Origin of the sequence: Pseudotenacibaculum sp. MALMAid0570 (assembly GCF_040151415.1) — a bacterium.
Lineage (GTDB): Bacteria > Bacteroidota > Bacteroidia > Flavobacteriales > Flavobacteriaceae > Polaribacter.
In genome coordinates this window covers 110643-123360 of sequence record NZ_JBDKWF010000046.1, presented here as the reverse complement: position 1 = coordinate 123360, position 12718 = coordinate 110643, and the positions used below count along the sequence as shown (strand labels likewise).

The 12718-nt window shown below is 33.3% G+C and carries 10 protein-coding genes; 2 read left to right on the top strand and 8 right to left on the bottom strand.

What is annotated here, in order from left to right:
- Nucleotides 1-33: 33 nt before the first annotated feature.
- Genes AAON49_RS05260 through msrB form a run of 4 tightly spaced genes read right to left on the bottom strand, consistent with a single transcriptional unit; the run spans nt 34 to nt 2869 of the window.
- Nucleotides 34-1587 carry a protein adenylyltransferase SelO gene (locus tag AAON49_RS05260; protein ID WP_349553148.1) on the bottom strand — a complete coding sequence of 518 codons (1554 nt, stop codon included), beginning with the start codon at nt 1585-1587 and terminating at the stop codon, nt 34-36.
- Nucleotides 1588-1830 carry a glutaredoxin family protein gene (locus tag AAON49_RS05255; protein ID WP_349553147.1) on the bottom strand — a complete coding sequence of 81 codons (243 nt, stop codon included), beginning with the start codon at nt 1828-1830 and terminating at the stop codon, nt 1588-1590.
- Nucleotides 1830-2369, bottom strand: coding sequence for a peptide-methionine (S)-S-oxide reductase MsrA (msrA, locus tag AAON49_RS05250; protein ID WP_349553145.1), 540 nt, complete (start codon nt 2367-2369; stop codon nt 1830-1832). Before msrA ends, AAON49_RS05255 begins: the two co-directional genes overlap by 1 nt.
- 56 nt (nt 2370-2425) lie before the next feature.
- Entirely contained in the window at nt 2426-2869 is a 444-nt protein-coding gene (gene msrB, locus AAON49_RS05245; protein WP_349553144.1) for a peptide-methionine (R)-S-oxide reductase MsrB, read from the bottom strand.
- A gap of 137 nt (nt 2870-3006) precedes the next feature.
- On the opposite strand from msrB, the gene AAON49_RS05240 reads away from it, so the two are divergent.
- On the top strand, nt 3007-4203 hold the full coding sequence (locus AAON49_RS05240) for a Pycsar system effector family protein (protein ID WP_349553143.1): 1197 nt from the start codon (nt 3007-3009) through the stop codon (nt 4201-4203).
- Between the two features lie 18 nt (nt 4204-4221).
- Here AAON49_RS05240 and AAON49_RS05235 read toward each other — a convergent pair whose 3' ends face one another.
- The 3 genes from AAON49_RS05235 to der form a co-directional block, all read right to left on the bottom strand.
- A complete protein-coding gene (locus AAON49_RS05235) occupies nt 4222-6606 on the bottom strand; it encodes a GAF domain-containing protein (RefSeq protein ID WP_349553142.1) in 2385 nt (794 codons plus the stop codon).
- Nucleotides 6607-6702: 96 nt separating this feature from the next.
- Nucleotides 6703-9483, bottom strand: a complete 2781-nt coding sequence (locus AAON49_RS05230; protein ID WP_349553141.1) for an outer membrane beta-barrel protein — start codon at nt 9481-9483, stop codon at nt 6703-6705.
- Between the two features lie 361 nt (nt 9484-9844).
- The gene (gene der / locus AAON49_RS05225) at nt 9845-11161 is read right to left on the bottom strand and encodes a ribosome biogenesis GTPase Der (protein WP_349553140.1); all 1317 of its coding nucleotides are present in this window, start codon (nt 11159-11161) and stop codon (nt 9845-9847) included.
- 126 nt (nt 11162-11287) lie between these two features.
- On the opposite strand from der, the gene AAON49_RS05220 reads away from it, so the two are divergent.
- Nucleotides 11288-11734, top strand: coding sequence for a GTP-binding protein (locus tag AAON49_RS05220; RefSeq protein ID WP_349553138.1), 447 nt, complete (start codon nt 11288-11290; stop codon nt 11732-11734).
- On the opposite strand, the gene era is transcribed toward AAON49_RS05220, so the two are convergent.
- Entirely contained in the window at nt 11735-12616 is an 882-nt protein-coding gene (era, locus tag AAON49_RS05215) for a GTPase Era (protein WP_349553137.1), read from the bottom strand.
- Nucleotides 12617-12718: the final 102 nt, after the last annotated feature.

Sequence of the window (12718 nt, the reverse complement as noted above, 5' to 3'; positions counted from 1 at the left end):
CTTTGCAGTCGGAATGACAAAATGTTTTACTTTTTATGAACTACAAGACAGCATAGAACAGCCTACTTTGTGTCTGGCCCATTCGGGTCTTTTTGCAAACCATTGTGCAGAATTGGGTTGCTCTTCATATGGTTTTTTTAGGAGTTGGTACAACTCGTCAATCAAAGTATAGTCGCCACTGTCTGCTTTGTCAATTGCCATCTGTGCCATGTAATTTCTTAACACATATTTTGGATTGACTTTATTCATTTGTTCTCTTCGTTGGTCGTAAGAAGTGTCTTCATCTTTCAATCGAGTTGCATAATCTAAAAACCATTGGTTCCACTGACTTAAAATGGTGTCTTTGATTTCTGAAGGAACGTAAAAGGCATCTTGAATTAATTGAATTCCATCTTCTGGATGTTCTTTTTGAAACTCGCTCAATTTTCTGAAGAAAATAGTCATATCGGTTTCAGAAGCATGTAAATTATGTTCTAAAGCCATGATTAAATCAATATCAGAATCTAATTCTTTGGCTAAACCTAATTTTAATCGCATCATGTTTTGAGATTTTGTCTCAAAGTTTGTTTTATAGCTTTCTAAGATGGTTTCTAATGGTTTTGCATCTTCAATTAAAGGATATAAGGCATTGGCCAATTGATATAGATTCCACAATCCGATGTTTGGCTGATTTCCATATCGATATCTTTTGTGTTGACGGTCTGTGGTGTTTGGCGTCCATCCAAAATCAAAGCCTTCTAGCCAGCCATAAGGGCCATAATCAATAGTTAATCCTAAGATAGACATGTTATCGGTATTCATAACTCCATGAACAAAGCCAACTCGTTGCCAATGAATAATCATATCTAGAGTTCTGTTTGTAACTTCTTGAAAGAAGCTGATATAGGTGTCTTTACTGGGCTTTCCTAGTTCTGGAAAATGAGTTTTCAGCGTGTAATCAACAAGTGTCTTTAAATTCTTAATATCGTTTCTAGCGGCAAAAATCTCGTAATTTCCAAAGCGTAAAAAAGAAGGCGAAACACGAGATACAATGGCTCCTTTTTCATAGGCTGAATTGCCATCGTACAACATGTCGCGTAAAACCTCATCACCGGTTAAACTTAATGACAAAGCACGTGTTGTTGGAACTCCTAAATGGTGCATGGCTTCACTACAGAGATATTCTCTGATGGAAGATCGTAATACAGCCAGTCCGTCGGCAGATCTGGAATAGGGTGTTGACCCAGCTCCTTTTAATTGCACCGCCCAATGATTGATTTCTCCTAAATTAATCGCTCTTCCGTCTCCTAATTGTCCTGCCCAATTTCCAAATTGATGACCGCCATAGCACATTGCATAAGGTTTTGAATTTGGGAAAACAACATTACCGGTAACGAAATCTAAAAACTCTTTGGAACGAATATCATTATCTGAAAAATCCAGCTCTTCTTGCATTTCTTTTGAGACATGTAGCAAACTTGGATTAGAAGTTTGAATTGGATTTACAAAAGAATAGACAGCTTCCAAAACCTGACGCCTTGAATTTTCTAGGTTTGGGTCGCCAGGTAGAATTTCTGTAAATGTATTTGTTAGTTTAGATTTTAGCATTCATTTCAATTTATCAATCCATTTCAATAATTCAGTATCAGAAGGATTTCTCAATTTTTTTGAATTGAGAGTTATCGTTGGGAAATTCAATCTGCGATTGGTGTATAAATTTCGTAATTCTTCTGCATATTCTTCGTTTTTTTCTACATCTAAGAATTCAAAACCCAACTCATGCACCTCGAAGAAGCGCATGTAATATTGCGTTTTATGACATCTATCTGCGCCATATAGTTTGATAATCATTATTTTAATTTATCAGCATGTAACTTTCGGAGCTTTTGCAATTTAGGTGTAATTACAAAGCTACAGTATCCTTTTTCTTGATTGTTGTTATAATAGTCTTGATGATAATCTTCAGCATCGTAAAAAATGTCAAGAGGACTTACTTCAGTTACAATTTTTTGATCGAAATAATCAGCCAATTGTTGAATCACTACTTCTGCGATTTTCTTTTGCTCATTATTATGATAAAAAATGACAGAACGATACTGTGTGCCTACATCAGCACCTTGTCTGTTTAACTGAGTAGGATCATGAGTGGTCATAAAAATAATCAAGACATCTTCATATGAAATGATATCGGCATCAAAAGTTACTTGCACCACTTCTGCATGTCCAGTTAATCCTGAACAAACTTCACGATAGGTGGGTTTTCCTGGAGCATTTCCACCAGAATACCCAGAAACCACTTTTTCGATTCCTTTTACTTCTAAAAAAACGGCTTCTGTACACCAAAAACATCCTCCACCAAATGTGGCTACTTGTATGTTATTTTTTCCCATTCTCTTTACTCTTTACTCTTGATTCTTTTCTCTTTACTCTTTACTCCTTTCTCCTTTCAATTATTTAATTTCATTGATTCTGAATTGATGCAATATCGTAAACCACTAGGTTCTGGTCCGTCAGGAAAGACATGCCCTAAATGACCATCGCAGGTATTGCACATCACTTCTACACGAACCATTCCGTGAGAAGTATCTCTTTCATATTTAATTGCGTTCTCTTTGATGGGTTGGGTAAAACTTGGCCATCCAGAACTAGAATTAAATTTAATTGTAGAATCAAATAAAGGTGTGTTGCAACAAACACAACTATAAGTGCCTTCTTCGAAAATAGAGCACAACTCTCCGGAAAAAGGACGTTCTGTTCCTTTATGGCGAGTAATTCTAAATTGTTCTGGAGTTAAAATTTGACTCCATTCCTCATCTGTTTTTTCTACTCTTTTGTCAGGAGTAGGGTTTCCATTCACGGCAAAATGAATGACATCTTTCCATGTAATCATGTCGATTTTTTTGTGTTATAAATTTACTGAAATAATCTAGCAATAAGTACGACTGATTAGACGTTTTGGAAAGGCGAATCTTACAATTTCTGTGAGACGTTAATTTTATTCCTAAATTCGTAACAAATAATCGTTGTATGGAGACTTTACTTTTAGAAGCTGAGAAACATGTTTCTTCTTTATTGAACAATGAGTTGAAACATCATTTTGTGTATCATAATTTAGGGCATACACAACGTGTGGTTGCGGCTACCAAAGAAATTATTGAAGGAGAACAAATAGGAGAAGAGGATGCTAACAAACTGATTATTGCCGCTTGGTTTCATGATGCAGGATATACAAAGTCTATCAACAATCATGAAGAAATGAGTGTTGAGATTGCCAAAGCTTTTTTAAAAGAGCATAAAGCTTCAGACGATTTTGTTGATGGAGTTTCTCACTTGATTATGGCGACCAAAATGGGGTATGAACCATTGAATCATTTAGAAAAAGTGATTAGAGATGCAGATTGTGCTCATTTTAAAGACAAAGATTATTCACAAGTAAGCGAGTTGTTAAGACATGAATGGGAATTAAGTCAGGATAAAACCTACGATGATATTCAATGGATAGAAGAGAATATTTCTTTTTTTACCAAGCATCATAGATACTATACAGATTTTGCTTTGGAGAACTGGCAAGGAGGAAAAGATAAGAACCTAGCTTCGTTATTTAAAAGTTTAAATAAACTTGAAAAAGAGAAGAAGAAAAGCGAAAAGAAAGCTGAAGAGCTAGCCTTAAAAAAAGACAAAGCAAGATTGCCAGAACGTGGTATAGAAACCATGTTTCGTGTTACGTTAAGAAATCATATTACGTTAAGCGACATCGCAGATACAAAAGCCAATATTTTACTGTCTGTAAATGCTATTATTGTGTCTCTTGCGCTTTCTAATTTATTGCCGAAGCTAGACAACCCTTCGAATGGTTATTTGATTGTTCCGACCATTATTTTTGTTTTGTTTACAATTGCTTCAATGATTCTTTCAGTTTTAGCTACTCGTCCTAATGTTACTAGTGGTAAGTTTACAAAAGAAGATGTTCGACAAAAGAAAGTGAATTTATTATTCTTTGGGAATTTTCATAAAATGAAGCTTGATGATTTTGAATGGGCGATGAGTGAGATGATGAAAGACAAAGACTATTTATACAGTTCTATGACCAAGGACCTTTATTTTTTAGGATTGGTATTGAATAGAAAGTATAGTTTGTTACGTACTACGTATACTGTGTTTATTGTTGGAATTGTAATCTCTGTAATTGCCTTTGCTTTGTCTTTTAAGATGCAAGGGACTTGATTTAAGTAATGAAATGTTTTACGATTTAATTTCCTCTATTAGATCTTGGAATGTAATCGTATTTTTCTCATCAAAATCTTTTTGATAGATTACTTCTGCACGTAAAGCTTTCAATCCTGAAACTCCTTGTAAATCTTCTAATTCTAAAGTTTCTACTTTCCCGAGGAAATTCTTGGATTGCAAATACTTGATATACTTTATGTATTCTTTAGCATCTTTATCTTGAGAGTAGACAATAGAAATTTTATCAGGAACCGTAAGGCGCTCATCAGTGCCTTTGATATGAGCTTTGTCAATTCGTTTTTTGATAATCTCATAACGAATGTTATATGCACCATCTACATCAAACTGCTTTTCATCCATTCTAAACTTAATTGCTAACGAGTTACTGTGTACTAGAATTAAGGAAGCAACTCTCAAATCATGCGGCATACATTGCCTCATAGAATTAGCAACATTTTCCATTTCACACATCAATTGCAATTGCCATAAACGTAAGTTGAAAAGGTAGATAGGGTCAAACTTTTTATTCTTTACTAAAGACTGACCAATATACATATCGTGCTCAACACCATCTGTTTTATAACGCTCGAAGTAATGTGGGAACATCTCTTGAGCTTCTACTTGTTTTTTGTCGATGAACTTAGCTAGCTTGTCATTCAGCATAGAAACACTGTCTTCATAAGCTTTTCGTTTTTCATAAACCACATGAAGATTTTCATCCAATCTGCTCATGTAAATATCTACTTCTTTTGAAAGTCCTTTTCCTAAGTCTCTGATATGTTTAAATACAGGATAAATATCACGTTTTAGAAAGTCTAGAATTCCTATTTCATCACCTGCATTAAGTCCTTCTTTTACATTTGATAAATATTCTTCTACTCTAAACTTTAATTCATCGTAGATGGGCAGTTTCTCTGTATTACAAGCCTTGTCTAAAACAGTAATTGCTAGAGAAAGTTGTGTGGTAAGATCTTCTTTAATGGCTTCATTTCTAGCAGTAGAAGAACCTTTAATATCTGCTTGCCCATATAAAGGAAATACATCTTCAAATACAATCTGATCAGGTTTAGCATCTTCTACACCTGATTGCAATTCATTTTGATATTTCTCGGCAGCGTCAATAAACCTCCATTTTACCGATTCGTGTAAGGAAGTATAATGTTCTTGAATGGTTGCTTCAATGATGTTTTTTTGTTCTTCTGAAGCTCTGTCTACTGCTGCTTCAAAAGCAGGTAAAATATCTTTAAGTTTATTCTGATTGATAGAATTTAACTCGTAAGGTCTTGGTGAAGCAATTTCAAGAACAGCTAAAGTTTCATCATCTGAAGCTTTAATTGGTATTAAGATAATGCTACCTATATCTCTTTTATTAAGAGCTTTGTAAAAGGAATTTCCGTGAGTTGCTTTCCCATATTTTTCTACATCCGAAATAGCAATGGTTTCATTTTGTTTAAAAACCTGATCGGTAATGTGACTACAAAAGAAATCTGAACAAGCAAAATCATTAGCTTCAGAAAACACTAAGCTTTGAGACATTTTAATTTGTGAAAGATCTTGATCTTCTTCAATACAAAAAAGTGAAAATCCTAACATCAAGTCTTTAATGTTGAAAAATTCTCGAAGATTGTGTTGAAGCTCTTCAACTAGATTGTCACCACTTTTTAATAGGTTGGTTCTAATTGATGCGATAGTTTCATCGGCAGTTACATCAAAAAGATTCATCAATCCAAAACCTTTTAAGATGTAACTATTAGGTGGAAATTTTTCTTTCCAAACATCTATATTGTCAAAATTATCAAGTAATTCTTTGTAATCTTCTTCAGTAATTTCTGGAGCATTTTCTGTGGCAATAACGTCAGTAAAATCGCCATTAAAAGCAGCTCTATAATGTCTTGTGATTCCAGCTTGCTTATCGGGGATATCAAAGAAGAAAGGACGTTTTAGGTCAATATTGTAACCGTATTTATAACTTAGGATATAGGTGCATGACATGATGTACATCATATCGTCTTCAAAGTTTCGAACATTGAGTTCAAAATCATCACCTGCATTATCTATAATGTTTTCAAAACGATCTGTAAACTTGAAAGAAGTAAACGAAAACGGAATACTTGCAGCCTTAATTTCATTTAACAATAAAGGCTCTGGAAACAAAGGTTCCATTAAAAAGTCTATCTGTTCTTGATATTTCTCAAGCAGAGAAAGATCAGAAAACCCTTCAATCAACTCAGGATACTTACGAAATTCCTCAACCATATCTTTGGCAGATTTATGATAAGGGTGTTCTTTGTATTCTTTACTTGCATATTTTTCAAATAAGGAAAACACCTTCTCAAAGGAAACGAAGAGTTGCAAAGGCAACTCAGCATTTTCATCCATTGTTGATTTTACTATTCTCATAATCAAATAGGTTAGACGATTTAAAGTCTAACAATTAGACTGCAAATTTACAAAATTGTAACCAGTTGGTCGGATTTTGTGTTTTAAGCTTTCAAATCAATCAAAAATAACGAAGTTGGTATGCGATCTTTTACGCTTGGTTCCAAGGGTGTTAAATTTCCAACTAAAACTCAACATGAAATACTGAGTAAGTACAGTACTTTGGGTGTCTTCAATGTAGTTGGCTGTTGCTCTTCTTCTTGCATTGGTGTTTTGATTTAATAAATCATAAGCCTTTAAAGATAGTGTTGCTTTGTCTTTCAACAAGCTATAAGCAAGTGTTGAATTCCAGAACCAAGAGCTTTTTTGAAAACCATCTGCTACATTAGGATTGTATTGGAAACGAATGTCGTTTCGCCATTCTAGTTTTTTTGGAGCAAATGTTTTGGTTCTAATTCGCAATTGATGTCTTGTAAAATTCTGATCAGTAAATTGATCAATATTGAAATTAGATTTGGTTATTGAAATTGTATATCTAGGATCTATTTCAAACACATCTTTCCAAGTGAATTTTAACCCTAAACCTGGAGTGAAAGAGGTGTTTAGTGAAGTGTATTTTACATCGTTAAAGAAGTTTACAGCTTTGTTAACTCCAGATCCAAAGCTTAGTCTAAACTTAATTTTTCTGACAGTGTCTAGTTTAATCTCTTTACTATAATTTACGTTTGCATAAATGTTATAGTTTCCATTTACATTTTCATAGGTTGTGTTACGAATTAAATCATCATTAATGGTAGATTTAGAAACCACTTGATTATTGGTTAGTGTACCACTAAAGTAACTGTAGATTCCTGTTCCTTTTTGAAAATTAAAGTTATTAAAACCAAAATATAAACGATTCTGATTTGAGGGCTTCAAAGCAGGGTTTCCTGTAATGGTATTTAAAGGATTGGAAATGTCTGTAAAAGGTCTCAATTGAGATAATTGTGGAGGTCTGTTAGATAAACTATATCCAGAATACATTGATGTTTTTGGACTAAAACGATAATTGAAATTTCCGCTTAACTCTATAGCATTAAATTTTCTTTTTAAACTTTGAGTAGGTCTTAAGACATCACTGTTTTCTAATGTTCTAGATACATATCCTGTTTCAAAACTCATCGACCATTTGTCTCTTCTATACGTAAGATCTATACTTGGTGTAGAACGTGTATTAAAGAATGTGAAATCTGTACTAAGATCCGTGTTGAATGTTTGATCATTCGTTGTAGGGTCTATATCATAAGTATTTCGTTCGTTCTCTCTTTTGTCTTTTCTGTAACTATATCTAAAATCGATAAAGAACTTCTTTGCAGTAATAGGAAATCTATAAGTTGCATTGGTAGAGAGGCTGTTGAATTCTGTAATTTCATCACCGATTTGATCTCTTAATTCAGTAGAAGGATTTGTGCCAAAAATTTCTACATCAGAGTTGAATCTCGAATCTATTTCTGTCTTATCAATTTGATTGGTCATATTGAATTTCAAGAACGATCCTTTACTTCCAATTCGTTTGGTAACATCTATTCTATTTCTAAAATTATTAACTGAAGACTCTCTAAAATTATTACTTGTAGATCTGTTTACAAGTGAATTTCCATTGTCAAACGATTCTTCAAATTGTCGGTTTGTACTATTGCTGGTACTTTTATTAATCGATGGGCGAATGTTAATTAAGAATGTTGAATCAATTTCTATATCGAAATCTAAATTTGCTCTGTGACTTTTACTGTCGCTTTTACTCACGGATTCAGAGTTGGTAAAGAAAGAAGTTCCGTCGGGTAAAATAGTTTCTCTATTTCTAGTAGATTCATTTTGACTATCAGAACTAGCGTAAAAATAATCACCATTGGTTTCAAAGCCTTTGCCAAACTCATCAGCAAAAGTTGCCCCAAAATTTTGAGAGGTAATTATTCCGCTTCCAAACCCAAAAGAGAGTCCATCAATGCTAAATCCTCCACCGCTATTTACAGAAATACTATTTCCTCCTCCAAACATTTCTTGGATTTCACCAAAGCTAAACCCTGGAGAGTTTAGGTTATTTCCTCCTCCTAGAATACTAATTCTTCGGTTGTTGTTAAATCGATTGACAATTCCTGCAAACTCGTACAAATCATCAGTTCCTTTTCCAGCAGCGAGCCGTCCAAAATATCCTTTGTTATTTTCTTCTTTAATGGTAAGGTTGATGGTTTTGTTTTCATCATCTCCTTTTTCGCCAGTAAATGCCTGAGATTTAGTTTTAGTATCTGTAATTTGAACCTTTTCTATAATCTCTTTTGATAAATTTCTTGTTGTGATGGTTGGGTCGTCTCCAAAGAAAGGTTTTCCATTCACAAGAATTTTATTTACAGGTTTTCCATTCACAGTAATTTTACCTTCTTCATCTACTTCTACACCAGGTAATTTCTTTAAAAGGTCTTCTACATTGGCGTCTTTCTTTGTTTTAAAAGACTTTACATTAAACTCTAAAGTGTCTTTTTTGATGGTGATTGGAGCTCTAGATTTTACAATGATTTCATCTAGTAAATTACCCGCTTCTTCAAGTTCTAGAGTTCCTAATTGAATAGATTTTTTATCGAAAATAATTTTTTTACTAAAAGATTTGTATCCAACAAAAGAAGCTACTAATCTCAACTCTTTTTCAAAAGTGGTTCCTTCTAATTTAAACTTTCCATTTTTATCTGAAATAGTGTATGTAACTACAGAACTATCTTTGAGTTTTTCTAAATGTATAGTTGCAGATTCTAAAGAAATAGAATCACTCTTTGATTTTAAAATTCCTTCAATTGTATACGATCTAGATTGTGCAAACATTGAAAGTGTACAAAGTAAAAATGCAAGTGTAAATATCTTTTTCATTGGTTGGAGTGTTTTGATTTAGAGATTGAAAAATGAATAATTTGATGGCAAGAAACCAATCATTCAAAGTTTTAGAAAGAAAAATCGGTCAACAGGATTTTTTTCTCGATGAACATGAATTTCTAGGGTGTAATTTTTCAAAATTTTAATTATTAATTTTTAACATCAACTACTTTTAAAACAGCGCAAACATAAATTTCTTAACTCTGATTTTCGAAAGAAATGTATTGAATTGAGTTGTTCTTGTATTCAACGGTTTCCTTTATGTTCTAAATGATAGACCGCAATTTTTTTAATTTGTCACAAAATAAAGTGAAAAAAAAGTGATTGAACCTTAATGAAGTGTTAAACAGTGTTAAATCTATTTCTGTCTAAAGTATATAGTGATGGGAACTCCAGTAAAATCAAAATGCTCACGAAGCTGATTTTCAACAAACCTCTTATAAGGATCTTTTACATATTGAGGTAAATTGGCAAAAAATGCAAATTGAGGCGCTCTAGTTGGAAGTTGCATGCAGTATTTAATCTTTACATACTTTCCTTTGGTAGCAGGAGGCGGATTTTGTTTGATGATTTCCAACATGGTATCATTAAGCTTGCTAGTTGGAATTCTTTTCTTTCTGTTTTCAAAAACCTCTACCGCAGTTTCTATAGCTTTAAAAATACGTTGCTTGGTTAAGGCAGATATAAAGACAACAGGAACATCAGTAAAAGGAGCAATTTGGCGTTTTACTTTAGCTTCAAAATCTCGCATGGTGTTGGTTTCTTTTTCTACCAAATCCCATTTGTTAATCAGAACAACTATTCCTTTTCTGTTTTTTTCAGCAAGCCAAAAAATATTTTGATCTTGACTTTCAAATCCTCTTGTTGCATCAACAACCACAATGGCAACATCACAGTGTTCGATGGCTCTTACAGCACGCATTACCGAATAGAATTCTAAATCTTCTTTTACCTTCGATTTTTTTCGAATTCCAGCTGTATCTACTAAGTTGAAATCGAATCCAAAACGGTTGTATTTGGTATCTATAGAGTCTCTTGTAGTTCCGGCAATATTTGTTACAATATTTCTGTCTTCACCAATTAATGCATTGATGAACGAAGATTTACCAGCATTGGGTCTTCCTACTACAGCAAAACGAGGAAGTTCTTCAATTCCTTCTTCTTCAATTTCTTCGTTTTGTTCTGGGATTTCTTTGGCAATAGCATCCAATAAATCACCTGTTCCACTTCCGTTAATAGAAGAAATGGTATGGTAATCGCCAAGACCTAAGTTGTAAAACTCAACAGCATCTGCAGCCCTCATAGCATTATCTACTTTGTTTACAGCAATAAAAATAGGCTTGTCTACTTGTCTTAAAATTCTAGCAACTTCATCATCCATTGGAGTAATGCCGTCTTCAACATCCACCACAAAAATGATGATGTCTGATTCTTCAATAGCAAGCTGAACCTGTTTTCTAATTTCACCTTCAAAAATGTCATCAGATCCTACGATATATCCTCCAGTATCGATTACAGAAAACTCTTTCCCATTCCAATCTGTCTTACCATAATGACGATCACGAGTAACACCACTAACTGAATCAACAATTGCTTCTCTTCGTTTGATCAGACGATTGAAGAATGTGGATTTTCCAACATTAGGTCTTCCTACAATGGCAACAATGCTACTCATGGATTTAAATTTTCGGCAAAGATACTGATTTGCAATAGAAATTAGTGTAATTTTAAGTAGTTAAAAAGATGCTGTTTCACCATGAATGGAAATGAAATTTTATTGAGACCCAGATTTAGGATCGATGTGGAAAAAGAAAAAGAAGTATTGCTGGATGATTTTTCTAAGATGAAAGAAAAACTAGCAAATCCTTTCCTAATCAAAGTGGTTGATGAACATGTTTTTATTGATGTCATAAAAGAAGAAAGTCATTTTTGGTCGCCTCAATTGCATTTAGAAGTTATAGAAGAAGAAGGTGTTACAAAACTGAAAGGATTGTTTGGTCCTAAACCTCAGGTATGGACTTTCTTTATGTTTATCCACTTTATAATAGCTACAGCATTTGTAGGATTTGCTGTTTGGGCTTATGTGAATTCTACACTAGATAAAGACAATGTCTTACCAATAGTAATGCTTATTGTTTTACCTTTAGTTTGGGTATTGTTATATGTTTTAGGGTCTGTTGGGAAAGATATTGGTAAAAAACAGATGAAAAAGATGTATGATTTTATGTTTCAGATATTAAAAAGCTAATTAATCTTTGTAACCATAACGCTTCAATTCTTTTTCATTCGATCTCCAGTTCTTATTCACTTTCACAAAGAGCTCCAAATACACTTTTTTACCAAAGAAAAACTCTAAATCTTTTCTAGCTTCAGCTCCAACACGTTTAATGGCAGATCCTTTATGTCCGATGATAATTCCTTTTTGAGTATCACGTTCTACCATAATTACAGATCTAATTTTTATGATATTTTCTTCTTCTATAAAGCTTTCTGTTTCTACTTCAACTGCGTAAGGAACTTCTTTTTTGTAGTGTTTTAATATTTTTTCTCTAATGGCTTCATTCACAAAGAAACGTTCAGGTTTATCCGTTAATTGGTCTTTTGGGTAAAAAGGAGGTGAATCGGGAAGAAGTTCAATAATCTTGTAGAAAACAGATTCTACATTAAATTTTTCTAGGGCAGAGATAACATATACAAAAGAATTAGGAACTTTTTCTCTCCAGTATTTGATTTTTTCATCTACCTCTTCTGGAGTAGATTGGTCAATTTTATTAAGCAAAAGAATTACGGGAGTCTTACTATGAATAATCTTATTGAAAAAGGCTTCATTTTTCAATTCCTTTTCTCCCACTTCAACCATGTATATTAATACATCGGCATCATCAAAGGCAGATTTTACAAAATCCATCATAGATTCTTGTAATTCATAGGCAGGTTTGATAATTCCGGGAGTATCTGAAAATACAATCTGATAATCATCTCCGTTAACGATTCCTAAAATTCGATGTCTTGTTGTTTGTGCTTTGGAAGTGATGATGGAAAGCTTTTCGCCAACCAGCGCATTCATTAATGTAGATTTTCCCACATTAGGATTTCCAATGATGTTTACAAATCCAGCTTTGTGTGTCATGCTGCAAAGATAGATTGTTTTTTAAAGTTTGCTTTTAGAATTCCTATAAAGTTGTTAGCCAAACAACTATGGTTTTTTGAATAAATTTCAAAGTTTTATTTG